Below are 26,575 nucleotides of genomic sequence, written 5' to 3' on the forward strand. Positions count from 1 at the left end.
GAGCCGAACCCCGTGAGCATCTCGCAAGCCGCGTTGTACGAACGGCGCCGAACCCCTGCGAAGCCTTTTGGCGAAGCAGGGTCTGCTTGCGTACGGCGAAACCGTGTGGTCCTGGCCGTCGTCGCTACGGCCAAGTCTATGCGAATGCGGCGTCGCTTCAACCGGGGCGACGTCCGTGACTTTCGCAAGGCGACGGAGGCAAGCAGGAACTCGTCTCCGGGGAGAGCGCGCATAAGCCGTCAAACCACTGCGCAGGGAAGGCCGGATGTTTGGCTGCCCTGTACCGCTCCTGTGCCTTGCGTGTGCATCATTCTTGCACGGGAGTTTTTGCGGGTGCCAGCCGGCACCCGGCCTTCCCTGCGCCCTTTCCTCGGAGAGGGCGTGGAACGGAGAGCAAAGCTCGGGCGGAATGCGCCGCGAGACGGCGAGCGTGCGTCTGCTGTTTGAGATGTGAATTGGAGGACGATGGCAGCGCGCCTTGCTCCGTCATTGCTGAGCGCAGCACTATCTCCGTCACCCTGAGGTGCTCGCCTCTTCGGCGAGCCTCGAAGGGCGACGGCCCGGCTGCATCATGGCCGTGCATCCTTCGAGGCTCCCGGCGCGATGCTCCACGCATCGCGCCACTCGCACCTCAGGATGACGGGTCTAACAGCGCCGCACCGCCCCCTCACCGTCCCGTCCAGACCGGCTTGCGCTTCTCGCCGAACGCCTTCAGCCCTTCCTTCGCGTCCTCTGTCATCGCGAGCAAAGCGATTTGGCTCTCTGTGTAGGCGATACTCTCGTCGAACGACATCGATGCGATCGCGCGCATGGCGTATTTGCCGCGGCGGATCGCGGTCGGGGATTTGTCGACGATGCGGCCGATCAGCCAGTCGACCTTGGCATCGAGCTCGGCCGTGGGCACGACGTAGTTGAGCAGGCCCGCAGCTTGCGCGGCTTTCGCATCGAACGGCTCGCCAGTGAGCGCCCATTCGTTGACGAGGCGCCGCGGTGCGATCTCCTGCAACAGGCTCAGCACCTGCATCGGAAACACACCGACCTTCACCTCCGGCAGACCGAAGATGACGTGATCCGCCGCAACGGCCATGTCGGTCATGCACAACAGCCCCATGCCGCCGGCCATGCAGACACCGCCGACGCGCGCGATCGCGGGCTTGGTCGCGTTCTGCGACAGGCGCAACAGATCGGCATAATCGACGTTTGGTTTGGAATGATCCATCGCGAAAGCCGCGCCGGAATTCTGCAAATCGGCGCCGGCACAAAATGCCTTGTCGCCCGCACCGGTCAGCACGATGACGCGGACGTCCTTGTCGTCATGCGCATCGCGATAGCCCTTCGTGATGCCGGCAATGACGTCGCCATTCAGCGCGTTGCGCTTCTCCGGCCGGTTGATCGTGATCCAGAACGCCTGCCCGCGCTTCTCGGTGATGACGCCTGTGGTGTCGGTCATGACGCTCTATCCTTGCTCCCGGTTTGCAGCCATTTGCGGCAGCTCGGGCGTGAGGTGCAAGGGCAATCTATCACGCGGCGCGGCTTTAGCGCCTCGACACAATTTTGCGCGCGATCGAAGGGCGAGCGCGGCTCAGGCCGCGGCTGCTTTCCTGATCCAGACCTTGTTATCGTGGAACGCAGCGCCGCCGATCGGCGCGACGGCTTCGGCTCCCGTGAGCATATTGATGCCGCGGCCGCCGATATGATTCTTATTGGGATGCACGGACTCCGCGATCAGCACGCCGCGCCGCACGCCCTCGAACAGCGTGGCAACCAGCGTGGTCTCGCCGCGGGTATTGCCGAGCGTCACCGCGTCGCCGTCGGCGATGTCGAGGGAGGCCGCATCCAGCGGATGGATCATCACGCTCGCCTTGCCCTCGCGCGCCTGCGAGGACGGCGTCTCGTTGAAGGTGGTATTGAGGAAGCTGCGCGACGGGCTGGTCGCAAGCCGGAACGGATGGGCCTGATCGGCGTGCTCGATCACGGCCCAATGGTCCGGCAGCGACGGCATCTTGTCGAAATCGCCCATGGTCTGGCCGAACGGCGGATGCGCCCAATCGGCCTTGAAGTGAAACTTTTTGTCGGCATGCGCGAAGCCATCGAGATAATGCGAGGTGCGGAAGTCCGGCTGCAGATCGCGCCAGATATCGGCCTCAAGCCCGGCGATGTCGCCGTGGTCGCTGAGCTTCAGCGTCGCGTCGATCAACTCGCGCGGCGACATCTCGAAACCGCGATGCTTCGCGCCAAGCCGCGGCGCCAGCGCCTGCAACACCTGATGGTTGGAGCGGCATTCGTCGGGCGGATCGATCAGCTTGGGGCCGACCGAGATGTGCTGATGGCCGCCGCCGTAATAGAGATCGTCGTGTTCCATGAACATGGTCGCCGGCAGCACGATGTCGGCCATAAGCGCCGTCTCGGTCATGAACTGCTCGTGCACTGCGACGAACAGATCCTCGCGCGCAAAACCCTGCCGCACCAGCGCCTGCTCCGGCGCGACCGTCATCGGGTTGGTGTTCTGGATCAGCATCGCCTTGACCGGGCCCTTGCCCAGCAGGGCCTCGGCATCGCCGGTGAGGATGCGGCCGATCTGCGACTGGTCGAGCGCGCGGATCGACTTGTCGAGTGCATCGTGACCTTCGATGACGGCTTCGTTGAAATGCCACAGCGCGTAATTGTTGAAGAAGGCGCCGCCGCCCTCGTACTGCCAGGCGCCCGTCACCGCGGGAATGCAGTTCGCTGCATGCATCTGCGTCGCGCCATTGCGCGAACGCGTAAAACCGTAGCCGAGCCGGAAGAACGTCCGCTTCGTCTCGCCGACGGCCTTGGCAAAGGCCTCTATCTCCGCCACCGGCACGCCGCAAATCGCGGACGCCCATTCGGGGTTGCGCGTCTGCAGATGCGCCTCGAGCTCGGCGGGGCAGTCGGTGTATTTGTCCATATAGGCGCGGTCGGCATAGCCGTCGCGGAAGAGCACGTGCATCACGCCGCAGGCAAACGCGCCGTCTGTGCCTGGCCGCAGCAGGATCTTGATATCAGCCTGCTTCATGGTCTCGTTGTCGTAGATGTCGACCGCCGCGATTTTCGCGCCGCGCTCCTTGCGAGCGCGCGCGGCGTGCGTCATCACGTTGACCTGGGTGTTGACGGGGTTGGTGCCCCAGATCACGACGAGATCGGAGAGCGCCATCTCGCGCGGATCGGCGCCGGCAATCTTTCCGGTGCCGATCGCAAAGCCGATGCGTCCGACATTGGCGCAGATCGTCTGATAGAAGCGCGAATATTTTTTCACATGTGTGAGGCGGTTAAGGCCGTCGCGCATGACCAGCCCCATCGTGCCGGCGTAGTAGTACGGCCAGATCGACTCCGCGCCGAACTCGCGCTCGGCCTGGTTGAAGCGATCGGCGATCTCGTCCAGCGCCTCGTCCCAGGCGATCCGCGCGAACTGGCCGGAGCCTTTCGGTCCGATCCGGCGCATCGGAAATGTCACCCGCTCCGGGTGGTGGATGCGCTCGGCGTAGCGAGCAACCTTGGCGCAGACCACACCGGCCGTGTAGGTCTGCTTTTTCGAACCGCGGACGCGGCCGATGCTCCGACCTTCGACCACCTCGATATCGAGCGCGCAGGCCGACGGGCAATCGTGCGGACAGGTGGAGTGGCGGATCTCGATCTTGGCGTGCTGGTTCATGACCAATTTCGTAACACCAAAATACCGGGCAGCCGAGGGCATTTATCCGGCAATGCCCATGCAAAATGCTCAAACCATGCGGGTGGCGCGTTCCTCCCGCGGCCGCGAAATGCCCCGCGGCCACACCGAAAACGGCCCGATATTCCGGCCGGAATCGACTTTGTAAGGCGTCGACAGGCCGCGCGCGCTGCCGCTACAGTGCCGGCCAACAAAAACGAGTCCAGGGAGGTGGGTGTGACGGCCCGACAATCGATGCTGGCGCTGGCCGCCGGCCTGCTCACCGCATTCTCCGCAAGCCCCTCCCCGGCGCAAGATTATCCCGCGCACGCGGTCCGCATCGTCGTGCCGTTCGGCGCTGGCGGCCCGGCCGACGTCGCGGCCCGGCTGATCGGCCAAGCGCTGCAGGAGAGCTTTGGCCAGCCCTTCGTGGTCGAGAACCGAACCGGCGCGGGCGGCGTCATCGGCACGGTCGAGGCCGCAAAGTCGCCGGCCGATGGTTACACCCTGCTGATGATGTCTAACACCCAGACTGCAAATGAATCGCTGCTGACGCCGGAGCAACGCAAATACGAGCTGATGCGCGACCTCGCGCCAATCGCACCGGTGAACTATTCCGATCTCGTCATCGTGGTGAACCCGCAAGTCCCGGCGAAGACGCTGCAGGAATTCATCGCGCTTGCCAAGGCGCAGCCGGGCAAATTGAACTACGCCTCCTCCGGCCAGGGCACGCCATATCACATGGCCGGCGAGCTGTTCAAAGCGATGGCCGGCATCGACATCGTCCATGTTCCCTATCGCAACAGCGGCGAAGCGCGCAGCGGCGTGATCGGTGGGCAAGTGCAGATGATGATCGACGCGGTGCCGGCGATGGCGCCGAACATCGGCGAGAACCAGGTCCGCGCACTCGCCACCACCGGCCAGCAGCGCTCCGCTGTGCTGCCGAACGTGCCGACCGCTGGCGAGGCCGGCGTTCCCGGCTATGAGGCGACGATCTGGCTTGGCCTGATGGCCCCAGTGGGCACGCCAAAGCCCGTCATCGACAAGCTCAATTCAGCCGTGAATGCGATGGTGAAGCGGCCCGACATCGTCAAGCTCTGGACCGAGCAGGGTGCCGTGCCCATGTCGATGACGCCGGAGGAGTTCGACAAGTTCCTGCGGGGCGACATCGCGAAATGGGCCGACGTCGTCAAGAAGTTCGACAAATCCTGAGGCCACACCGGTCATGCCCACCATTCGATTCCAGCTCAACGGCGCCACGGTGGCGGTGGATGCCGATCCCGATCAAACGCTGCTCAATGTGCTGCGTGGCCGGCTCGGCATCACCAGTCCCCATTTCGGCTGCGGAGCCGGCGAATGCGGCGCCTGTCACGTGATGGTTGGCGACCGCGCGATGGCCTCCTGCGACATGCCGATGTGGTTGGTGGCGGACAAGCAAATCGTCACGCTGGAGGGCCTCGGCACGGCCGAGCAACCGCATCCGCTGCAACGCGCCTTCATCTCCGAACAGGCGATGCAATGCGGCTATTGCGTCTCGGGGATCCTGATCAGCGCGGCGGCGCTGCTGAAGCGCAATCCATCGCCATCGGAATCCGAGGTCAGAGCGGCGCTCGATCGCAACCTGTGCCGCTGTGGATCGCACAACCGCATGGTCCGCGCCGTGCTCAGGGCGGCATCGGAGATGGCGACGTCATGAGCCCGCCGTCCCCTGCCCCGAAACTGCCGGTCAGCCTCGCCGCCAATCCAAGATTGTCGTCCTGGGTGAAGTTCACCGGCGAAGGCGGCGTGGCGATCTCGCCTGGCAAGGTCGAGATCGGCCAGGGCATCGTCACGGCGCTGGCGCAGATCGCGGCGGACGAGCTCGACGTCGAGATCGGCCGCATCGAGATGATCCGCGCCTCGACGGCCGCGAGCCCGAATGAGGGCGTCACCTCCGGCAGCCTGTCGATCCAGCAATCCGGCCGCGCACTGCGCCACGCCTGCGCCGAGGTGCGCCGGCGCTTCCTCGCGGCAGCATCCGAACGCCTCGGCGTCGATGCGGCGCTGCTCGATGTCGAGGACGGCACGATCTCGGGCCCCGGCAATATCAGGACCAGCTATTGGGAGCTGGCTGGCGACGTCTCGCTGGATCACGATGCGACCACAGGCGCTTCGGCGAAGACTGCTGCCAAGCGCGCGGTCGCCGGGCATTCGATCCAGCGTGTCGACATTCCCGACAAGGTGTTCGCGCGACCGCGCTTCATCCATGATCAGGCGCAACCGGAGCTGGTGCACGGACGCGTGCTGCGGCCGGACACCGCAGGCGCCAGGCTGACCGCGCTCGACGAAGGAGCCGCGCGCGCCGTTTCCGGGCTTATCGCGATCGTCCGCGACGGTAGCTTTGCGGGCGTCGTCGCCGGCAGCGAGGCTGCAGCTGAAGCGGCGCTGAAAGCCTTGCGTAAGGGCGCAACATGGTCAGCCGGCGAGCCGCTCCCCGACGAAAACGATCTCGCTGGCTTCCTGAGAGGTCAACCGGTCGAGACCACCGTCATCGACACCAAGGCAGCGGCGACGGCAAAGGCGACGCGCACGCTCCGCCGGCAATACACCCGCCCCTATATCGCGCATGGCTCGATCGCGCCTTCCTGTGCGATGGCGCGATGGGATGGCGATCAGGTCCATGTTTGGACGCACAGCCAAGGCGTTTACCTGCTGCGCGCCGATCTCGCGATCGTGCTCAAGCTGCCGATTGAGAACATCGTCGTCGAGCATATGGAGGGCGCAGGCTGCTACGGGCACAATGCGGCTGACGATGTCGCGCTCGATGCCGTGCTGCTGGCGAAAGCTGCCGGCGGCCGCCCGGCGCGGGTGCAGTGGTCGCGCCACGACGAGATGTCCCACGCTCCATTTGGTGCCGCGATGGCGATCGAGATCGACGCCGATCTCGACGCAGATAACGAGATCGTCGGCTGGCGCCATGCGATCTGGAGCAACGGCCATGCGGCGCGGCCCGGGCGTGCGGCGCAGCCCGCGCTGCTCGCCGCATCCGAGATTGCAAATCCATACCCCCGCATGATCTCGACGAACCCGGCCGCTGCAAGCGGCGGCGGCGGCGACCGCAACTCCGTTCCGCTCTACGACCTTCCAGCCTGGACGATCACGAGCCATCGCTTGCTGACCATGCCGGTCCGCACCTCGGCGCTGCGGACCCTCGGCGCGCAGGGCAATGTGTTCGCGATCGAATCCCTGCTCGACGAGATCGCGTCCTTACGCGGCGAGGACCCGATCGCGTTTCGCCTGCGGCACCTCCGCGACGAACGGGCACGCGAGGTCATCCGCGCAGCGGCGCGACGCGCGGCATGGAAGCCCGAGAGGCGATCCGGCATCGGCCACGGCATAGGCTTTGCTCGCTACAAGAACACCGGTGCCTATTGCGCCGCAATCGCCGAGGTCGAAGGAACCGATGAGATCCGCGTGAGGCGACTGACGCTTGCGGTCGATGTCGGCGAGGCCATCAATCCGGACGGCGTAATCAACCAGATCGAGGGTGGCGCGATCCAGGCGACGAGCTGGGTGTTGAAGGAGCGTGTCCGCTTCGATCGGACGCGCATCACATCGACGTCGTGGACGGACTATCCGATCCTGACCTTCAGCGAGGTGCCGGCGGTGGATGTCGCGATCATCCAGCGGCCGGAGATCGAGCCGGTCGGCGCCGGTGAGGCCGCTCACGGCCCAGTAACGGCGGCGATCGCCAATGCAGTCCACGACTGCCTCGGCGTACGCGTGCGCGATCTGCCGATCACACGCGACAAGATCATCGCAGCCATGGAGCTTGCATCGTGACGACAGTGAACATTTTGAGCGGCGGCGCGGCGCAAGGCCTGGTGCGCGGCCTCAGCGAGGCCTTCAAGGCGAAGACCGGATTCGGCATCGACGGCGAATTCGGCGCGGTTGGCGTCATGGCGGACAAGCTGCGCGCGAGCACGCCGGCCGATCTCGTGATCCTGACGCAGGCCCTCCTTGCCAGCCTCGCGGCGGAGAAGCTTGTCGCCCCCTCCTCGATCGCCGATGTCGGCCGGGTCGAGACCGCACTGGCGGTCCGCAGCCGCGATCCCAGGGTGACCGTGAAGACGGAAGCCGATCTGCGCGAGGTCCTGCGCTCCGCAGACGCCATCTACGTTCCCGACACCAAGGCCTCGACCGCGGGCCAGCACGTCGCAAAAGTGCTGGATCAGCTCGGCATCGCCTATGAGGTCACGTCGCGCCTGAAGATCTTTCCGAACGGCGCAACAGCGATGCGCGAGCTGGCGTCGTCCACCGCGACGCGGCCGATCGGATGCACGCAGGCGACCGAGATCATCGCAACCGACGGCATCGCGCTATCGGGACCGCTGCCGCCGGGATGCGAGCTGGTGACGATGTATACGGCCGGTGTGACCACGCAGGCCGCCCATCCGAACGAAGCCGCCGCGCTGATCGCGCTGCTGACTGGCGCAGATCACAGGGAGCTGCGCCAGCGCATGGGCTTTGCCGGCTAGATGCGAACCTTATGTGTGCAGCTGGGTGAGACCGGTCGGCGGACCGTCGACCCCGGTCCAGCCGCCATCGACGAACAGCGTGCTGCCGCTGACATAGCTCGCGGCGTCCGAGGCGAGATAGGCAACGGCGGTCGCGACCTCGTCGGCGCTGCTCCAGCGGTTGAACACGGTGTGGCCGGCGTAGAGATTGTAAATGTCGGGCCGCTGCTTGAACGGGCTGGTCAGCGCGGTCTCGGCAATGCTCGGCGCGATCGCGTTGACGCGCACGCCGGAGCGGCCGACCTCGGAGGCAAAGCCCTTCACGAGGAGACCGATCGCCGCCTTGGTCGAGCCGTAGACGCCAAGGCCAGGCTCGATGGTCACCGCACGCACCGAGGAGCAGGCGATGATGCTGCCACCCTTCTGCTCGACCATGATGCGGCCGAAGGCCTGGAAGAACCAGACCGTGCCCTTGACGTTGAGGTTCAGGACGCGGTCGAGATCCTCCTCAGTGTAATCGAGGATGGTCTTGCGGATGTTGAGCCCGGGCGTCGTCACGGCGATGTCGAGCCGCGAGAACTTCTGCATCACGGTTTTGGCCAGCGCGTTGACGTCGGCAGCGCTCGCAGCGTCGCAGGCGGCAGCCTCGGCCCAGCCGCCCTTGTCGCGGATGCCCGCAGCCGTTACCTCTGCCGCGTCAAGCGCGCGATCGGCGCAGACGACGCGGGCGCCAAGCCCGGCCAGCGCTTCGGCCGACGATTTGCCGATGCCCGATGCGGCGCCCAGCACCACGGCCGTCTTGCCGGTGAGATCGAAGAGCTTGCGATAGTCGGTCACGGACAGATTCTCCCTGTTGCTGTGACGCAAATTATCGCAGGTGCGGTTCGCCGGCCAATGCCGGCGAACGCACGACAGCTATCCCTTGTATCCCATCAGCAGGCGGGGCAGCCACAGCGAGAAGGCCGGGACGTAGGTCACGAACATCAGCGCCGCGATCAGGGCGGCGTAGAACGGAAGGATGGTCCGCATCACCGCGCCGACCGAGATGCCGCCGATGGCGCAGCCGACGAACTGCGTCGTGCCGACCGGCGGGGTGTTCAGCCCGAGCGCGCAGTTGATCAGCATCAGCATGCCGAACTGCACCGGATCCATGCCCGCCTTCATTGCGATCGGCAGGAAGATCGGCGTGCAGATCAGGATGGTCGCAGCCATGTCCATGAACGTGCCGAGCAAGAACAGGATGACGTTGATGAGCAGGAAGATGATCCAGGGCTGCGTGGACACCTTGCTCATCAGGTCGCCGGCGAAGTCGGCGACCTCGTAGAGTCCCATCAGATACTGGAACATGGTGGAGACGCCGATCAGCAGCAGCACCACGCCCGTCGTCTTCACCGCCTTCGCTGCGGCACGCAGGAAGTTCGGCAAGGTCATGGTGCGGTAGATGAAGAACGTCAGCAGGATCGTGTAGGTGACCGCGACGGCCGCGGATTCGGTGGCCGTGAAGACACCGGACAGGATGCCCGCCAGAATGATGCCGACGATCAGCAGGCCCGGCAGCGCGGCCGCGAGCGAGCGGAACACCTCGGGCCAGCCCGGAAACTTGCCGGCCGGATAGCCGCGCTTCACCGCCACCGCGTAGGCGGCGACCAGCATGCACACCATCAGCACCATCGCCGGCAGGAGGCCGGCGGCGATCAGTGCGCCGATCGAGACCTTGCCGCCGGCGGCGAGCGCATAGATGATCATGTTGTGGCTGGTCGGCATCAGCGCTCCGACCAGCGAGGCATGGGTGGTGACGTTGACCGCGTAGTCGGTGTCGAACCCTTCCTTTTTCATCATCGGGATCATCACCGCGCCCATCGCGGAGACGTCGGCCACGGGCGAGCCGGAGACGCCGCCGAACAACGTGCAGGCGACCACGTTCGACATGCCGAGGCCGCCGCGGATGTGGCCAACGAGATTCTTGGCGAGCTGCACGATCTTGTCGGCAACGCCGCCATGCAGCATCAGCTCACCGCTGAAGACGAAGAACGGAATGGCCAGGAAGGAGAAGATGTTCATCCCCGACATCATCTGCTGGAAGATGACGGCAACCGGCAGGCCTTCGTAAAGGATGGTGCAAATCGCCGAGAGCCCGATCGCGAAGGCGACCGGTACGCCGAGGACCAGGAAGCCGAAGAAGGTGGCGCCGAGAATAATCAGTTCCATGAGGGGACGACCTCTTCGCCACGCAGGAGAGCAATGATGTGCTCGATTGAAAAGGAGACGATCAGAACGCCGGAGGCGATCAGCGGCACGTAGCGGACGACCTCGGGCAGGCCGAGATTGGGGATCTTCACGGTCCCGACCGACGCGCCGAGGATCCAGCCGTTGTAGACCATCGCAGCGCCGAAGATCGCCACCAGGACGTGGATCACAAGCTCGATCTTCTCGCGGATATTATCGGGAAGCATCACCAGCAGACTGTCCATGCCGATATGTCCGGCATCGCGCACGCCGACAGCGGCGCCGATCAGCGTAACGTACAGGATCAGGACCAGTGCGAGGTTCTCGGTCCAGGTCGGGCTGGAATTGAGCACGTAACGCCCGAACACCTGGTAGAACACGATGGTGACGATGATGAGCAGGCCGGCCACGGACAGATACATGCCGAGCCGGGCGACGACGGCATTGATCCGCGACAGCAAGCCGGTAGACGGTCGCCCTTCTACCTCCTGCTCGTGACTTGCGACGTGAGGGTCTGTCATCATCGTCTCCCTGCAAGAGCCCGGTGCCGCCTCGCGGCGACGCCGGACAAGATGCGTTGATGCTACTTCGTGGCCTGGATGCGCTTGACGAGGCTCTGCAGTTTGTCGTCACCGGCGAACTTGGCGTAGACCGGCTTCATCGCATCGACGAATTCCTGCTTGTTCGCGATCGTGACGACCTGAACGCCGGCTGCCTCGACGGTCTTGCGCGAAGCCTGCTCACGCTCGTCCCAGAGCTTGCGCATGACGGGCACCGAATCCTTGGCCGCCTTGCGGACCATCGCCTGATCCTCCTTGCTGAGCGTGTCCCAGACTTTCTTGGACATCACGAGGACTTCCGGCGCCAGCGAGTGCTCGGTGACGTTGTAGAACTTGGCGGCCTCGAAGTGGCGCGAGGACTCGTAGGAAGGCCAGTTGTTCTCGGCGGCGTCCACCAGACCGGTCTTGAGAGCGGTGTAGACCTCGCCATACGGCATCGGCGTCGGATTGGCGCCGAGGCTCTCGATCATGCCGACCCAGAGGTCGGACTGCTGGACGCGAATCTTGAGGCCCTTGAGGTCGGCGAGCGACTTGACCGGTGCCTTGACGGTGTAAATGGACCGGGCGCCGCTGTCGTAATAGGCGAGACCGACCAGGCCCGCGGGCTCCATGGCCGCCAGGATCTCATCGCCGATCGGCCCATCGAGCACATTGCGCATGTGCTGGGTGTCCCGGAAGACGAAGGGCAGACACAGCGCGATGGTCTCCGGCACGAAGTTGTTCAGCGGCGATGCGTTGATCCGCATCATGTCGAGCGCGCCGATCTTGAGCTGCTCGATGGTGTCCTTCTCGGAGCCCAGGGCGCCGTTCGGAAACACCTTGACGCCGAGCTTGCCGCCGCTCGCCGTCGCGAGCTGCTTGCCCATGAACTTGACGGCCTCGACGGTCGGATAGTCGGCGGGGTGGATGTCGGCGGAGCGGAAATCGCGTGCGGTTGCGAGCGGCGCCGACACCGCCAATGCAGCGGCTGCGATGATACCGATTAACGTCTTCATCTGGGGTTTCCTCCTGAGTTGATTATGTCGTCGTTGGGCACGTACTGCGGGCCGCCTTGGGTCGCTCCACTTCAGGTGTGAAGTCAAGCGCTGCAACTGCACCACCTTCGTCGGATTGCGTGGCGGAGTCGAGGGGATTTGGCTGATTGGTAAATGTCTGCCCGGGACAGTGCGTTGCTCATCGCGCCCGCTCCTGCGGGGGACCTGTGCGGCAAGTGCCGGCTCCCCGGCAATCGGGCCGCGTCACCGGCCATTGCCGGATGCGTGGTAACGATGCTCATCGTATCCATGGACATTCCTCTGGTTTCGTGCTCGACCGCTATTGATTGCGGCTTGAGGTTCGGGCGAGACAATCGGCTCATCCTGTACGAACGCGCCGCATCGGCGCGATATCGCCAGCGTCGTCCCTAGGGCGGGCGGCATTCTGAGTCCAAGCCAAATGCGGCATTGATCGATGCTGGAGTTGCATTGATCAACCACGCGGCGCCCCCGGGGATGATCGGCAGAAGTTTCTAATTTTCCGAATATCACCACGAAGGGAGCGTTACTTGACGTCACGGGCAGAGCCCCCTCAAGATACTCCGAAACGGAACGAACCAACTCGAGGGAAACGCCTATGCCGCGGAAGCTGATCGACATCTCCGTGCCGTTGCAGAACGACGTGCCGGCCGATCCGCCGGGCAATCACCCGACGATCCATTACATCGATCACCAGCAGGGACTGCCGCGCATGCTGCAGTTTTTCGACGGCCTCAAGGCGGAGGACCTGCCGGATGGCCAGGGCTGGGCCGTCGAGCAGGTCTCGCTGTCGACGCACAACGGCACGCATCTCGACGCGCCTTGGCACTTTCATCCGACCATGAATCGCGGCGAGCGTTCATGGACCATCGACGAGATTCCGCTCGAGTGGTGCCTGCAGCCCGGTGTGAAGCTCGATTTCCGGCATCTGCCGGATGGCTATGTCGCAACTGCCGACGATGTCGAGCAGGAGCTTAGGCGGATCGGGCACAAGCTGTCGCCGCTAGAGATCGTCGTCGTCAATACCAGCGCCGGTGCAAAATTCGGCCAGGCGGATTACGTCAACTCCGGCTGTGGCATGGGCTATGACGCCACCATGTACCTGCTCGAGCGCGGCGTGCGGCTCACCGGCACCGACGGCTGGAGCTGGGATGCGCCGTTCGTCTTCACGGCAAAGAAATATTCCGAAACAAAAGATGCCGGCCTGATCTGGGAAGGCCACAAGGCTGGGCGGCACATCGGCTACTGCCATCTCGAGAAGCTGCACAGTCTCGAGCAATTGCCCTCGACCGGGTTCACGATTTCATGCTTCCCGGTGAAGATCGAACGCGCGTCAGCAGGCTGGACCCGCGCGGTCGCCATCATCGACGGCTAGACCGGCAAGATCACTCGCCGCCGAGGCCGCTTTCGGCGAGCTCGCGCAGCGCATCGGTATCGAGCACGACGATCGCGCCATGCTCGAGGCGCACCCAGTTCCGTCCGGCCCAGGCGCGCAATTGCTTGTTGATGCTCTCGCGCGTCATCCCCACCATCTCGCTGATCTCCTGTTGGGTGATCGCGAGCGTGCCGCTGCCGGAATCGAACTTGCGCTCCTCGGTGAGGCCGAGCAGCGCGCTCGCTAACCGGCCCGGCAGATTCTGCAAGATCACCTGCTCGACCTGCTGGCTGGTCCAGCGCAGCCGCGCGCAGAGCAATTCGATGAATTTCATCGCCAGCGCTGGCTGGCTCCTCACGAACGGCAGGAAGTCGCGGCGGTCGATGATGTAGAGTTCGCAATTGGTGTTGGCGGTCGCATCCGCCGACCGCGGTGCACCATCGAGCACGGCGATCTCGCCGAAGATCTCTCCGGGACCGATCAGATTGAGAATGGCGTTCCGGCCGTCGGGCGACGAGGAGGAGATTTTCACTGTTCCAGTGACCACCGCGAACAAATTGTTGCCGGGATCGCCCTTGGCAGCGATCGTCGCACCGCGCTTGACCGTGGTGTGCTTGGCGTAGCGGCAGAGCTGATCGAGCGCCTCTGGATCCAGGTCTGCAAAGATCGGATGCTTGCGCAGAACCGACAGTTTGTTACCCGACGGCTGCCGGGGGTCGCCGGTCTTGTCCTGAGGCACGCCGGGACTCCTAAGACTGCGAGGCACTGGAGTTCCTGCGTAGTCAGTGTTGCCGGGCTTTTCAACCGGAAAGCACAGACACAGTTCTAGGCAAATGCCGCTAAAATGCCGCGGTTGTGTCATGAGGGCGCATCCGCAGGGTGCGTCGACGCATTTTCGGCCATGCAGAGTTGCAAGTTGCAGCTGAACTCGTGGCAAATCGGATCGGCGAGAATCGGCCGGGCCGGCGTCCGCGTGCCGGGCATGATTCAGGCCGCAGCCCGGGCCTCGGCCCACCCGGGAGGCGCGCAAGCTGCCTGCCGTCGGGCAGCCGCTTTTAGAGCCGTCTGACAGACTCACCGATTGACGCAGATCAAATTCAACGGAGATTGTCGATGCTCCAGGCATGAATGCATGACTATTCGCACTCAGAGCTTCAGCCGGACGTCGCAGATATCGGGCTCCGTCGGATCCGGCTTGATCTCGAAGCCGAGCTGCCGGCACATCTCCAGCATTGCGACGTTCTCCTTGAGCACGTCGCCCGAGATGGTCTTGAGCCCTTCCGACTTGGCGTAGTCGATGATCAGCTGCATCAGGGCCCATCCGAGCCCCCTGCCCTTGAGGTCGGACCGCAGCAGGATCGCGTATTCGCCGCTCTCGTAGATCGAGTCCGAGTGAAGCCGCACCACGCCGACCATCTCGTTGTTCTCATCAAACGCAATGAACGCCATGGCGCGCGCGTAGTCGAGCTGGGTCAGGCGCGCGATGAACTCGTGGGTGAACTCCTTCATCGGCGCGAAGAAACGCAAGCGAAGATCGTGGGGCGTCACGTGGCGCAGGAACTCATGGATGGTCGGCTCGTCCTCCGGGCGTAACGGCCGCACGAAGATGCGCCAGCCGTCCTTGAGCGCGAGCCGGCGCTCCCATTGCGAGGGATAGGCGCGAACGGCGAAATTGGCGGGACCGGAGCCGGCAAACTTCCGTTGCGGTGGCGCTACCGCGACGCGGGCATCGACGGCGGCTACGCCGGTTTCATCCGCAAGCAGCGGATTGATGTCGAGTTCGCGGATTTCGGGGATGTCAGCCGCCATCTGCGCCAGCTTGACCAGCACCATGGCGACGGCGTCCGGTTTGACAGCCGGCACGTCCCGATAGGCGGGGAACAATCGCGACACGCGGGTGCGCTCGATCAGGTCGCGGGCGAGCTGCAAATCGAGCGGCGGCAGCGCCAGGGCTTTGTCGTTGATGATCTCGGCCGCCGTCCCACCGCGACCGAACACGACAACGGTGCCGAAGGTGGGATCGTCAGCGAGGCCCAGGATCAGCTCGCGCGCCTTCGGCTTGACGACCATCGCTTGCACGATGACGCCGTCAATACGGGCTTCAGGTCGCAGCTGCTTGGCCCGGGCGAGAATATCGGCAGCAGCCACGCGTACCGCCTCCGGCGTGGTCAGATTGAGCACGACCCCGCCGACGTCGGACTTGTGGACGATGTCGCGCGACATGATCTTGAGCACGACGGTGGCCCCTTGCGCGAATATCTCATCCGCATAGGCGACCGCCTGCTCGACATTTGCGGCCGCATGGGTCGGCACTATTCCGATGTCATAGCACCCAAGCAGATGCTTGATCTCGACGGGCTCGAGCCATTTGCGCCCGTCAGCGATGGCCGTCGTGACGATCTGCTTCGCAGCCGCGACATCCGGCACAAAGGTGTCCGGCATCGCCGGCGGAACCTGGCTCAACTCGTCGACCACCTCGCGATGCCGGACCATATGCATGAAGCCGCGCACCGCGTCGTCTTCGGTTGGATAGTTCGGAATGCCGGCGGCGGACAGCGTTGCAATGATCTCCTGATCGGCCCCGACCCAGGCCGCCAGCACGGGCTTGGCCCAACTGCGGTGCTTCTGGCGATACTTGACGACGAGCTCAGTCACGATCGCCGCGATCGCGGCGGCCGAGGCGATCGCGGTCTGCACGTTGAGCACGAGAACCGCGTCATTACCGGGATCGTCGAGCAGCACCTGCAGCGCCGAGGCATAGCGCGACGCATCGGCGTCGCCGACGATATCGACGGGATTGGCGCCTGACCACGTCGGCGGCAGCACCGCGTCGAGCTTCTCGCGCGTATCGGGGGTCATGGGCGCGGGAATTCCGCCGAGATCCGCCAGCCGGTCGACCGCGAGGACGCCGATGCCGCCACCATTCGTCAGAATGGCGAGGCGCTTGCCCGCCGGCGATCCGATCCGGCCGAGCGTCTCGGCACAATCGAACAGCTCGCGCAGATCGGACACCCGGAGCACGCCGGCGCGGCGGAAGGCCGCATCATAGACCGCGTCCGCACCTGCAAGCGCACCGGTATGCGTGACGGCCGCCTTCGCGCCCTGCGCCATGCGGCCGGACTTCACCACGACGACGGGCTTCACGCGCGCAGCAGCGCGCGCCGCCGACATGAACTTCCGCGCGTCCTTGATGGCCTCGATGTAGAGCAGGATCGCGCGGGTCTTGTGGTCCATCGCGAAATGGTCGAGCAGGTCTGCGATGTCGACGTCGATCTGATCGCCGATCGTGACGATGCCGGAGAAGCCGACGCCGCGCTGCGCGGCCCAATCCACCATGCCGGCCGCGATCGCGCCCGACTGCGAGATCAGCGCGAGGTTTCCTGCCCCCGGCATGTGTGCGGCGAAACTCGCGTTGAGGTTTGCGCCGGGCATCATGATACCGAGGCAGTTGGGGCCGATCAGCCGCATGCCATATTTGCGGGCGGCAGCGGTGGCGGCTTCCTGAAGCGATCCCGGTCCATGACCAAGCCCTGCCGAGACGATCAGGGCGCCGGCCGAGCCGCGACGCCCGGCCTGGTCGATGATCTCAGGAACCTCGCGCGCCGGCGCGGTGATGACGACGAGCTCGGGCACGAACGGCAGCTGCTCCAGGCTGCTCACCGCAGCAACGCCGCCGATCTCGGCATGGCGTGGGTTCACCAGACCGAACAGCCCTTTGAATTCCGCCTTGCGAATGTTCTCCAGGACCGCGCGTCCAACGGAGACCGGCCGGGCGCTTGCGCCAACCAGCGCGACCGATCGGGGCGACAACAGGTTTTTCAGGCGGTAGGTCGACATGATTGCAATTGTCCGATCGGGCAGTGGGTCCGACAGCGACGAAGTCGACCCGGATACGAGCAGAAATGCCCTAGTGCGACATCATCACCCAGCAGGGTGGCTGGCCGATGACGGTCTTGGTCACGCCGCCCCAGACGATCTCGTTCAGGCGCGAATGGTGGTAGGCGCCCATGACGATGGCGTCGATGGCGTGGGATTGCGCCCAGCTCCCGAGCACCTTGCCGATCGAGCTGCCGCTACCCTTCACGGTTTCGAACGATGCGTAGACCCCATGTTCCCTCAGATGATCGACGAGGCTCGTTCCGGACTCCATGACCTCGTCAGTCCTGTCGTCCGTGGCGGTGACCACGCGCACCGCGTTGGCGGCCTGAAGGATCGGCAGCGCGTCGCCGATCGCACGTGCCGCGCGGGCCGAGGGAGCCCAGGCAATCATCACGTTTTCGATTTCCGGCCGTAGAAGCTCCACATGCTGCTCCGGACAGAGCAGCAGCGGTCGGCCGGATTCGAACAGGAAGGTCTCAACGATATTTTCCGCACGACTGTCGTGCGGCTTCACGGGGACCAGGATGAGGTCGCTGAAGTGTGCATGCCCGGCCAGGGTCGATGCGATCTGATCCGCCGGCACCCTGCCCGATCGGCTTTGGGCGCGAACGTCGATACGGGAAGCCGCATTGGTGAATGCGTTCAGGAGCTGCTGCATGTCACCCACCTCGCGTACAGCGCTGAGTTCGGCCGACTCCGGGTCATCAGGGAATACCACCTTCGGCCGGACGAAAGCGTCATCCTCGAGTGCAAGCCCGGTCACCCTGGCGCCGAGGCCGGCGGCAACGGCCACGCACTTCTCGATCGCAGCCAGCGTGGGGGCACGCGGCTCGCCAATGAGCGGCAGAAACACGTCCTTGATCGGCATCGGATTCTCCTTGCCGGCCAGAATAGGCCGCCTTTGGTCCGGGCGCTTGATCCTCCTCAAGCTGGGAAACTCCGCATCGCCAACCGACGACAGGCCTTGACGGAAGTCAAGGACTGGTCGCGGTCTCGACTTAAGGGTTACCCTGGTTTGCGGCCGGACCGCTTGGCCCCTCATCAACAATACGCCGGCAGATGACAGACAATTCTGCGACCCAGGAACGAATCTTCGCGGCACTGACCGCGCATGCCGGCGTGAAGCGGATCGACACGCACGCGGCTTCGATCTTCCTCGACGGGACGCGCGCGCTGAAGATCAAGCGGGCGGTCAAGTATCCCTTTCTCGACTATGCGACACTCGAGAAACGCAAGATGGCTTGCGAGGAGGAGGTCAGGATCAACCGGCCGCATGCGCCACAGATCTATCATCGCGTCGTGGTCATTACAGAAGAGCCGGACGGATCGGTGAAGGTCGACGGCCGCGGCAGGCCGATCGAATATGCCGTCGACATGTCGCGTTTCGACGAGAGCCGGACGCTGGATCATCTGGCGAGGGCCGGACAGTTCGATGCGGACTTTGCGGCGGCCATCGCCGACGCGATCGCGGCTTCGCATGCGACGGCGACGCGCGCCGATGGCAAGGCCTGGGTGTCCTCCATCGCTGTCCTGATCGACGGCAACAGCAATGGCCTGCGGAACGGCAATCATCTCCCAGCCACGGAGATCGAGCAGCTCGCACGGGCCTCGCACGCGGCATTCATGCACGCACGTCCGCTGCTTGAAGAACGGAGCCGCCGGGGTTTTGTGCGCCGTTGCCACGGCGATCTGCATCTTGCGAATATCGTGCTGATCGGGCAGCAGCCCGTGCTGTTCGACGCCATCGAGTTCGACGCGCAACTGGCGACTGTGGACGTGCTCTACGACCTCGCGTTCACCCTGATGGATCTGCTGCGCCACGATCAGTCGCTGGCAGCCAACACTGTTCTGAACCGGTATCTTGCCGCGCCGCCGCTGGAAAATCTCGACGCGCTCAGCGCGCTGCCGCTGTTCATGTCGATTCGCGCAGCGATCCGCGCGCAGGTAGCACTCGCACGGTTGAAGCCGCCACATTCCGACGATGGCATTCTCGACGAGGCCCGCCGCTATTTTGACCTTGCCCGGGTGTTGATCCAGCCTCCCTCTCCCCGCCTCATCGCGGTAGGCGGACTGTCGGGCACCGGGAAGACGGTTTTGGCGCGCGCGCTCGCGCCGACCGTCGCGCCGCAGCCGGGCGCCGTCGTGGTGCGCAGCGACGTCATTCGCAAGCAGATGTTCGGGGTCGCCGACACGGAGCGCCTGCCGCCATCCGCCTACACGCCCGAGCTTGCGGAACGTGTCTACGCGACGTTAGTCGAGCGTGCCCGGCGCGTTCTGGCCCAAGGCCATTCAGCAATCGTCGACGGCGTGTTCGCCCGCGATTTCGAGCGAGACGCCGTCGCCAGTCTGGCCCGGAATTGCAACGTGCCTCTCACCGGCCTCTTCCTGGTCGCGGATCTGGCGACCCGGCAGGTGCGAATCGGCGGCCGCCGCGGCGACGCATCCGATGCGACGCAAGAGGTTGCCGCGTTGCAAGAGCACTATAATATCGGCCATATCGGTTGGACGACCATCGATGCATCCGGGACACAAGCGCAAACCCTCCAGAGCTGCCGGGACGCGATCGCTGAGGGCAGGTAAGGCAATCTGATTGGCGCGGGCTAGGATGGCGCGACCCACCACGAGTTCGACGGCGACAGCCCGCGCCAGGCCGGCGGCGAGCCGCGATATGCTGCCCGGACGCCTCAGCCCCGGCATGGCCTGCGACACAGCCTTTCGGATCATCGCCCGCCGTCACCTCGCCGCCGTCCTCGCCCAGCATGACGGGACCTGTCGTGGCGATCCGGAGGCGCTGCATCAGATCCGAATCGCGCTGACCCATCTGCGGACTGCAATTCGCTTCTTTTCGCCCATGGTCGACGATGCGCTGCGCCCCAAAGTCTGGGCCGAGTTGAAATGGCTGAACAGCCAGCTCGGCATGGTACGAGACCTCGACGTCGCCATCGAACGCGTCGTGGCCGAGGCCGGTGACGAGCTCGCGGTGATCGCCGAGCTCCAGCACTGGGACGAGAAGCGGGCCGAAAGCCATCGCCTGCTGGCCCGCGCGCTGCAATCGGCACGATATCGCCGCCTGGTCGAACAGACCTCGAGCTGGATCATGAGCGGACCCTGGTCGACCAGGCGCAGCAAGGAGGCCATCAGGCTGCGCCGCTGCCCGCTCGCGGACCATGCGACGGAGCAATTGACCAAATGGGAGAAGGTGCTGCTCAGGAAGGCCAAGAAGCTGCGCAAGCTCGACGTCGAGAAACGGCACAAGCTGCGGATTCTCAACAAGCGACTGACCTATTCGATCGAGTCGCTACAGGATCTGTTCGCCGAGAAGTCGCTGACGAAACAGAAGTCGATCCTCAAGCAATTGCGCAGGGCGCAAAAGTCGCTCGGGCAGCTGAACGATGATGCGCGCGGTCAAACGCTGGCCGCGTCGTTGAACGAGGCCGTTCCCGAGGCCGGCATTCGCTTTCTCGACCGCAAGCGGGAAAAGAAGCTGTTGCGAACGGCTTCGACGGCCTATCGCAAGCTGGACAAAGCCAAGCCCTTCCGGTCCTGCGACCTGACACCGGATTCGGAGCCCGAGGATTAGGTGCGGACGTAGTCGCCCGGTGCGTCGGGGAGGCTATCAATGTCGCCATACCCGATCGGCGGCAGATCGTAGAGCTCGCCGGATTTCGCGATGAGCCAGCGGGTCCATTCCGGCCACCACGATCCCTCGACATGGGGCGCGAGTTTCAGCCATTCACCCGGGCCCACATAAGGCGCGTCCGCGGCCTTGGACATCACCTGATAGCTGTGTCCGGGGTCGTCGGGCGGTGCAACGACGCCGGCATTGTGGCCGCCGCTGGTCAACAGGAACGTCAGGTCGGCATCGATCTGGTAGTGGATCTTGTGCACGGACCGCCACGGCGCCACGTGATCAGCGAGCGTAGCGACCACGAACATCGGCACATGAATGTCGGACATCGAGATGCTCTTGTCCTCAACCCGATAACGGCCCTCGGCGAGATCATTGTCGAGGAACAGTTTTCGCAGATATTCCGAGTGCATCCGATAAGGCAACCGCGTCGCATCGGCGTTCCAGGCCATCAGATCGCTCGGCGACGACGCCTCGCCCATCAGATAGTCATGCGACAACCGTGACCAGATCAGATCGTTCGAACGCAGCAGGGCGAACGCGCCCGCCATCTGCGCCGTATCGAGGTAGCCTCGCTGCCACATCATGTCTTCGAGAAAGGTGACCTGACTTTCGTTGATGAAGAGCGTCAACTCGCCGGCCTCGGTGAAGTCAGTCTGAGCGGCCAGGAGAGTGACGGTACCGAGACGATCGTCGCCGTCGCGCGCCATCGCGGCGGCGGCGATCGACAGCAAGGTGCCGCCCAGACAATAACCGAGCGCGTGGATCTTCTGAGACGGCACGATCCGGCCGATCACCTCCAGCACGGCCATCACGCCCAGCTTGCGATAGTCGTCGAACGCGACATCCCGATCCTTGGCGTCGGGATTGCGCCAGGAGATCGCGAAGACGATAAAGCCCTGATCGGTGAGATATTTGACCAGCGAGTTCTGTGGCGACAGATCGAGGATATAGTATTTCATGATCCAGGCCGGCACGATCAGGATCGGCTCGGGCCGTACTTGCGCCGTGGTGGGATGGTACTGGATCAGCTCGATCAGCTCATTGCGGTAGACGACCTTGCCGGGCGAAGCCGCAACAGTCTTGCCGACGATGAACTGCTCATCTCCGACCGGCTTCGTGGCCGAGAGCATCCGCATCAGATCGCCACACCAATTTTGCCAGCCGAAGACGAAATTCTCCCCGCCACTTTGAAACGCCTTCTCCAGCACCTCCGGGTTGGTCATCGCAAAATTGGACGGGGCCAGCATGTCGAGCATCTGGCGGGTCGAGAATTCGACGATCGCCTCGTTCGCGCGCGAGACGCCGCGTATCCCTGTGGTGGCATCGTGCCGCCAGCGCTCTCCGAGCAGAAACGCCTGCGCGAAAATATTGAATGGCGCAGCCTCCCATTGCGGCTGCCTGAAACGGCGGTCCCGTCCCTCCGGCCGGATCACGGACCAGGGCTTTTGTCCCGGCGAGGTCGCGTGCGCGACAGCTTCCAGCAAACGGCCGGTGTCGCGAACGACGTTCTCAGCGATCTCCATCCGGCGCTGCGGCGCCGCGGCAAGGTGGGAGCTCCAATCGAGCCAGGCGAGCAGCAAGGCTGTCGGCGAGATCCCGCCCGTGAACCGCGCGAGCAACGCGTGGAACGCACGGTCGAGCAGGTAGGGTTCCGACACCGGTCCGACGGCTGGTTTCTCCGCGCTTGGCTCGGCTTTCGTCACTGAGCGGCCGGCGTCCACGACCGGGTCGTTGGACGACGCCGGCTGTTCGGGCCGAGGAAGGATTTGCACAACGTTCATAGCCAAAGATCCCCTGCGCGCATGCTAATCGCATGTGAGCGGCAGGATATGGCCGCCCGCTTTGGAGACGTTGAGCTGCATCAATTCCTGAGGCCGATCACAATCGCTTAACCCGCAAGAACCGGCTTCGTCCGCTTGACCTGCATCAAACTCCGCCGTGAAGCCTGATCTAGATTTCTTCCATCGAAATTCGACAAGCTAGCGGAGCATTCCATGCGCGCCCACCAGATCATGACCCGGTCGGTTATTTCGGTCACGCCCGACACCAGCATCGTCGAGGCCGCGAATATCATGCTGAAGCGTCACATCAGCGGCCTGACCGTAGTCGACGACCGTGGCAAGCTGGTCGGCGTTGTCTCGGAAGGCGACTTCATCCGCCGCAGCGAAATCGGCACCGGGCGCAAGCGCGGACGCTGGTTGAGGTTCATCCTCGGGCCCGGCAAGTCAGCCAGCGACTTCGTCCACGAGCACGGTCGCACGGTCTCGGAAGTCATGACCGCCTCGCCCGTCACCATCACCGAGGATACCGCACTCGCCGAGATCGTCGATCTCATGGAACGGAACAACGTGAAACGGCTGCCGGTGGTTCGCGGCGATCAGGTCGTCGGCATCGTGTCGCGCGCCAACCTGCTGCAAGCCGTGGCAGGCCTCGCCCGCGAGGTGCCCGACCCGACCGCTGACGACGATCACATCCGCGGCCGCATCATCGACGCCATGGAGAAGAACGACTGGTGCCCGTTCGGGCTGAACGTCATCGTACGCGACGGCATCGTTCACTTGAGCGGCGTCATTACCGAGGAACGCTCGCGGCAGGCTGCGGTCGTCGCAGCGGAGAATGTCGAGGGCGTCAAGAAGGTACACGACCATCTGTGCTGGGTCGACACCATGTCTGGCGTCTATCTGAATTCGCCCGAGGACGATGACCTCGCCAAAGCAAGCTGAGCGTAAGATAAGGACTCAGCGAGGAATGACCGCAGTGGCCTCGATCTCGACGCGCGCCGCCTTCTCCACAAGGCGGACGACCTGGATCAGCGCCATCGCCGGATAGTGCGCACCGAAAATGGCGCGGTAGATCCGGCCAAGCTCCTTCAAGTTCGTCAGGTACTCTTCCATATCGACGACGTACCAAGTCAGGCGCACAAGGTGCTCGGGCCGCGCGCCAGCCTCGGCAAGGATCTCCGCGATGTTGCTCAGGGTCTGGCGGACCTGCGCGACAAAGCCGTCCGCGAGGCGCTCCTCGGCGTCCCAGCCGATCACGCCTCCGGTCACGACGATGCGCCCTTCGGCAGCCATTCCGTTGGCATAGCCCTTCGGCATCGGCCAGCCGGACGGTTGAAGCACCTGCGCCCTGGGGCTGCCGTCATCCTCGGCTGCACTTGGCAGCACCGCGAGCTGTGGGCCTTTCGGCGTCGTCACGGACAATTCCTGATCCTCATCTCATTCTGCCGCGACGCCCGAAGACGTCACTGCGGCCTGCGCCAATTGCCGCAAGGCAAAACGCTTCAATTTTCCGGTCTCGGTCTTCGGCAGTTGGGTCACAAATTCGATCGCGCGCGGATATTTGTACGGCGCGATCTCGCGTTTGACATGCTCCTGTAACTCGGCTGCGAGCTTTGCATCCGGCGTCACGCCGGGTGCGGCAATGACATAGGCCTTCACGATCATCCCGCGGGCCTCATCCGGCGCACCGACGACACCGCACTCAGCGACGGAAGGATGCGTGAGCAGCGCAGCTTCGACATCCGTGCCTGCGATATTATACCCCGATGACACGATCATGTCGTCGGAACGCGACTGATACCAGAAGTAGCCGTCGCTATCCATCAGATAGGTGTCGCCGGTGATGTTCCAGCCGTTCTGGACGTATTTCCGCTGCCGCTCGTCGGCGAGATAACGACAGCCGGTCGGCCCGCGCACAGCGAGCTTCCCCATCGTGCCCGGCGGCACGTCGTTGCCGTCATCATCGACGATCTTCGCCTCATAGCCGGGCACGGGCTTGCCGGTCGCGCCAGGACGAATTTCGTCCTCGGTCGCGCTGATGAAAATGTGCAACAGCTCGGTCGAGCCAATCCCGTCCATCAGCTTGATGCCGGTGGCCTTGAGCCAGGCGTCGAATGTCGGCTTGGGCAGCGTCTCGCCCGCGGACACGCACTTCCGCAGCGAGGAAATGTCACGACCCGGCAGCTTGCCGATCATGGCGCGATAAGCAGTCGGCGCCGTAAAGCAGACCGTGGTCTTGTACTGCTCGATCGCCGTCAGGATGTCGTCGGGCGTCGTCTTCTCGAGGACGACAAAAGAAGCGCCCATGTGCATCGGGAACAGCACGCCGCCGAAGCCGAAGGTAAAGGCGAGCGGCGCGGAGCCGACGAAACGGTCTTTCTGCTCGGCCCGCAAGATGTTGCGCGCGTAGCCGTCGCACACCGCCAGCATATCCCGGTGGAAGTGCATGGTGCCCTTGGGATCGCCAGTCGTGCCCGACGTGAAGGCGATCAGGCAGATGTCGTCAGAGGCGGTGTCGACGGCCCTGAACTCCGGACTCGCGTCCGCGATCAGCGCCTCGAGCGAGTCGGCCGCGCCATTGCCCCAATAGACCACGTGCTTGAGACCGGGTGCAGCCAGCTTCGCCTTCTCCATCTCATCGGCGAGTTTTCCGTCGCAAAGCGCGAGCGTGATCTCCGCTTTCAGGATCGGGTAGGACAGCTCCTTGGCGCGCAGCAACGGCATCGTCGCCACGCAGATGCCGCCGGCCTTGATCACCGCAAGATAAGTCGCAACCATCATCGGGCTGTTGGCGGAGCGCAGCAGCACGCGCCCGCCGGTGACGAGACCGAGCTTGCCGACCAGCACATTGGCGATGCGATTCACGAGCGCTTGCAGCTCGCGATAGGTGTAGCTGACGGCGGGACTAATGACGCAAGGCGCATCGCCCTGCCCCTGCTCGACCCAGCGGTCGAGGAAATAGCTGACGCAGTTCAAACGCTGCGGATAGCGCAGCTCCGGCCGCGTGAAGATGAACTCCGGCCACAGCTCTGGCGGTGGCAGATGCTGCCGCGCAAACGTGTCGACATGGGCAGTCGCAGCGTTTGCGTCATGCGAGCCCGAGACTTGAACCTTGGCGGCGTTGGCCATCGCACGCTCCTTTGCGCATGGAAAGCACCCGGCAGCACTAACTCAGGAAACATTTTAGGCTTAAAACAATTTGGCGCAATAGCGGATTTTGAGCATCCCATGCATTTTCGTACGGCAAAGCGGGATGAGAAGGGCGCGTCGGCTCGCGCTTAGGGCCGGCGCCGCGCGGCCGATTTCTGCGCCGACGCCTTGGTCTTGGCCAGCAACCGCATCAGCTCGCGCACGTCCTTTGGCGTCAGATCGGCAAAGAGATCGGCGATCCAGGTTTCGTGTTCCGAGGCCATCCTGCGAAACTCGGCACGGCCAAGCTTTGTGAGGCGGATCACCTGGACGCGGCGGTCGGTCTCCGAGGTGCGGCGGTCGAGATGGCCGGATTCCACCAGGCGCTCGACGAGGCCGGTGACGTTGCCGTTGGACACCATCATGCGCTTGGAGACGTCCGACAGCGTCATGCCATCGGGCGCCTTGTCGAGCTGGGCCATCAGGTCGAAACGGGGCAGCGTGACATCGAAACGCTGCCGCAGGCGGCCGCGGACTTCTCCCTCGATCAGGGTCGTGCAGGTGAGCAGGCGCAACCACAGCCGAAGCTCTTCGGCATGGTCCTCCGGCGTTTCGACGGCCTTGGTCTCGGAATCGAGCATCTCGATGCAGTCACTCACGGCCGGCATTGGCGCCGGCACGGATTCCCCAACGTTTTGAGCTTCAAATAAATCGGCTCCAGCCGCAAGCCCAAAGCTGCAACAATCGACCGCACGCCAGTTTCTTTAGGCTTCAAATAATTGGCGCGCCGCTTGCATGCGCCGCTGGCCACGCGA

22 protein-coding genes are annotated in these 26,575 nt (G+C 64.2%); 9 read left to right on the plus strand and 13 right to left on the minus strand.

Translation table 11 applies throughout. From position 1 onward, the window contains the following. Positions 1–667: 667 nt before the first annotated feature. Together ACLFLU_RS29545 and ACLFLU_RS29550 are read right to left on the minus strand one after the other, a co-directional pair. On the minus strand, positions 668–1,450 hold the full coding sequence (locus tag ACLFLU_RS29545; RefSeq protein WP_426408265.1) for an enoyl-CoA hydratase/isomerase family protein: 783 nt from the start codon (positions 1,448–1,450) through the stop codon (positions 668–670). 132 nt (positions 1,451–1,582) lie between these two features. Next, the gene (locus tag ACLFLU_RS29550; protein WP_426408266.1) at positions 1,583–3,673 is read right to left on the minus strand and encodes a molybdopterin oxidoreductase family protein; all 2,091 of its coding nucleotides are present in this window, start codon (positions 3,671–3,673) and stop codon (positions 1,583–1,585) included. Between ACLFLU_RS29550 and ACLFLU_RS29555 the strand changes: the two genes are divergently transcribed. From ACLFLU_RS29555 to ACLFLU_RS29575, 5 genes are all read left to right on the plus strand, one after another. Next, on the plus strand, positions 3,672–3,839 hold the full coding sequence (locus ACLFLU_RS29555; protein WP_426408267.1) for a hypothetical protein: 168 nt from the start codon (positions 3,672–3,674) through the stop codon (positions 3,837–3,839). The genes ACLFLU_RS29550 and ACLFLU_RS29555 overlap by 2 nt on opposite strands. A gap of 86 nt (positions 3,840–3,925) precedes the next feature. Beyond that, positions 3,926–4,882, plus strand: coding sequence for a tripartite tricarboxylate transporter substrate binding protein (locus tag ACLFLU_RS29560; RefSeq protein WP_426414100.1), 957 nt, complete (start codon positions 3,926–3,928; stop codon positions 4,880–4,882). Positions 4,883–4,895: 13 nt separating this feature from the next. Next, positions 4,896–5,366 carry a (2Fe-2S)-binding protein gene (locus ACLFLU_RS29565; RefSeq protein WP_426408268.1) on the plus strand — a complete coding sequence of 157 codons (471 nt, stop codon included), beginning with the start codon at positions 4,896–4,898 and terminating at the stop codon, positions 5,364–5,366. After that, the gene (locus tag ACLFLU_RS29570; protein ID WP_426408269.1) at positions 5,363–7,492 is read left to right on the plus strand and encodes a molybdopterin cofactor-binding domain-containing protein; all 2,130 of its coding nucleotides are present in this window, start codon (positions 5,363–5,365) and stop codon (positions 7,490–7,492) included. Before ACLFLU_RS29565 ends, ACLFLU_RS29570 begins: the two co-directional genes overlap by 4 nt. Beyond that, positions 7,489–8,187, plus strand: coding sequence for a molybdate ABC transporter substrate-binding protein (locus tag ACLFLU_RS29575; protein WP_426408270.1), 699 nt, complete (start codon positions 7,489–7,491; stop codon positions 8,185–8,187). The genes ACLFLU_RS29570 and ACLFLU_RS29575 overlap by 4 nt, the downstream gene beginning before the upstream one ends. A 9-nt stretch (positions 8,188–8,196) precedes the next feature. On the opposite strand, the gene ACLFLU_RS29580 is transcribed toward ACLFLU_RS29575, so the two are convergent. From ACLFLU_RS29580 to ACLFLU_RS29595, 4 genes are all read right to left on the minus strand, one after another. Next, complete coding sequence (locus tag ACLFLU_RS29580; RefSeq protein WP_426408271.1) at positions 8,197–9,003, minus strand: SDR family NAD(P)-dependent oxidoreductase; 807 nt, start codon at positions 9,001–9,003, stop codon at positions 8,197–8,199. Between the two features lie 78 nt (positions 9,004–9,081). Continuing rightward, positions 9,082–10,374: a TRAP transporter large permease gene (locus ACLFLU_RS29585; protein ID WP_426408272.1), complete on the minus strand. Its 1,293-nt coding sequence runs from the start codon at positions 10,372–10,374 to the stop codon at positions 9,082–9,084. Next, positions 10,365–10,913, minus strand: coding sequence for a TRAP transporter small permease (locus ACLFLU_RS29590; protein WP_426408273.1), 549 nt, complete (start codon positions 10,911–10,913; stop codon positions 10,365–10,367). The genes ACLFLU_RS29585 and ACLFLU_RS29590 overlap by 10 nt, the downstream gene beginning before the upstream one ends. A 62-nt stretch (positions 10,914–10,975) precedes the next feature. Next, complete coding sequence (locus tag ACLFLU_RS29595; RefSeq protein ID WP_426408274.1) at positions 10,976–11,947, minus strand: TRAP transporter substrate-binding protein; 972 nt, start codon at positions 11,945–11,947, stop codon at positions 10,976–10,978. Positions 11,948–12,563: 616 nt separating this feature from the next. On the opposite strand from ACLFLU_RS29595, the gene ACLFLU_RS29600 reads away from it, so the two are divergent. Then, on the plus strand, positions 12,564–13,340 hold the full coding sequence (locus ACLFLU_RS29600; RefSeq protein ID WP_426408275.1) for a cyclase family protein: 777 nt from the start codon (positions 12,564–12,566) through the stop codon (positions 13,338–13,340). Between the two features lie 10 nt (positions 13,341–13,350). Here ACLFLU_RS29600 and ACLFLU_RS29605 read toward each other — a convergent pair whose 3' ends face one another. From ACLFLU_RS29605 to ACLFLU_RS29615, 3 genes are all read right to left on the minus strand, one after another. Continuing rightward, positions 13,351–14,079, minus strand: a complete 729-nt coding sequence (locus ACLFLU_RS29605; RefSeq protein WP_426408276.1) for a Crp/Fnr family transcriptional regulator — start codon at positions 14,077–14,079, stop codon at positions 13,351–13,353. A 407-nt stretch (positions 14,080–14,486) separates the two neighbouring features. Then, positions 14,487–17,177, minus strand: a complete 2,691-nt coding sequence (locus ACLFLU_RS29610) for a GNAT family N-acetyltransferase (protein ID WP_426408277.1) — start codon at positions 17,175–17,177, stop codon at positions 14,487–14,489. A gap of 70 nt (positions 17,178–17,247) precedes the next feature. Beyond that, positions 17,248–18,087 (minus strand): universal stress protein, encoded by an 840-nt coding sequence (locus ACLFLU_RS29615; RefSeq protein ID WP_426408278.1) that lies wholly within the window; start codon positions 18,085–18,087, stop codon positions 17,248–17,250. A 191-nt stretch (positions 18,088–18,278) separates the two neighbouring features. On the opposite strand from ACLFLU_RS29615, the gene ACLFLU_RS29620 reads away from it, so the two are divergent. Together ACLFLU_RS29620 and ACLFLU_RS29625 are read left to right on the plus strand one after the other, a co-directional pair. Then, on the plus strand, positions 18,279–19,799 hold the full coding sequence (locus ACLFLU_RS29620; RefSeq protein ID WP_426408279.1) for an AAA family ATPase: 1,521 nt from the start codon (positions 18,279–18,281) through the stop codon (positions 19,797–19,799). 25 nt (positions 19,800–19,824) lie between these two features. After that, positions 19,825–20,799, plus strand: coding sequence for a CHAD domain-containing protein (locus tag ACLFLU_RS29625; protein ID WP_426408280.1), 975 nt, complete (start codon positions 19,825–19,827; stop codon positions 20,797–20,799). Here the strand turns inward: ACLFLU_RS29625 and ACLFLU_RS29630 are convergent. Beyond that, positions 20,796–22,631: a PHA/PHB synthase family protein gene (locus ACLFLU_RS29630; protein WP_426408281.1), complete on the minus strand. Its 1,836-nt coding sequence runs from the start codon at positions 22,629–22,631 to the stop codon at positions 20,796–20,798. The genes ACLFLU_RS29625 and ACLFLU_RS29630 overlap by 4 nt on opposite strands. 213 nt (positions 22,632–22,844) lie before the next feature. On the opposite strand from ACLFLU_RS29630, the gene ACLFLU_RS29635 reads away from it, so the two are divergent. Then, positions 22,845–23,573 carry a CBS domain-containing protein gene (locus ACLFLU_RS29635; RefSeq protein ID WP_426408282.1) on the plus strand — a complete coding sequence of 243 codons (729 nt, stop codon included), beginning with the start codon at positions 22,845–22,847 and terminating at the stop codon, positions 23,571–23,573. A 15-nt stretch (positions 23,574–23,588) separates the two neighbouring features. Here the strand turns inward: ACLFLU_RS29635 and ACLFLU_RS29640 are convergent, their stop codons facing one another. The 3 genes from ACLFLU_RS29640 to ACLFLU_RS29650 all read right to left on the minus strand — a co-directional run bounded on the left by ACLFLU_RS29640 (position 23,589) and on the right by ACLFLU_RS29650 (position 26,428). Beyond that, positions 23,589–24,047 carry a RidA family protein gene (locus tag ACLFLU_RS29640; RefSeq protein ID WP_426408283.1) on the minus strand — a complete coding sequence of 153 codons (459 nt, stop codon included), beginning with the start codon at positions 24,045–24,047 and terminating at the stop codon, positions 23,589–23,591. Positions 24,048–24,068: 21 nt separating this feature from the next. After that, entirely contained in the window at positions 24,069–25,760 is a 1,692-nt protein-coding gene (locus ACLFLU_RS29645; RefSeq protein ID WP_426408284.1) for a benzoate-CoA ligase family protein, read from the minus strand. 149 nt (positions 25,761–25,909) lie between these two features. Next, positions 25,910–26,428, minus strand: a complete 519-nt coding sequence (locus ACLFLU_RS29650) for a MarR family winged helix-turn-helix transcriptional regulator (protein ID WP_234679645.1) — start codon at positions 26,426–26,428, stop codon at positions 25,910–25,912. Positions 26,429–26,575: the final 147 nt, after the last annotated feature.

Origin of the sequence: Bradyrhizobium ganzhouense (assembly GCF_049949285.1) — a bacterium.
In the GTDB taxonomy this organism is placed as follows: domain Bacteria; phylum Pseudomonadota; class Alphaproteobacteria; order Rhizobiales; family Xanthobacteraceae; genus Bradyrhizobium; species Bradyrhizobium ganzhouense.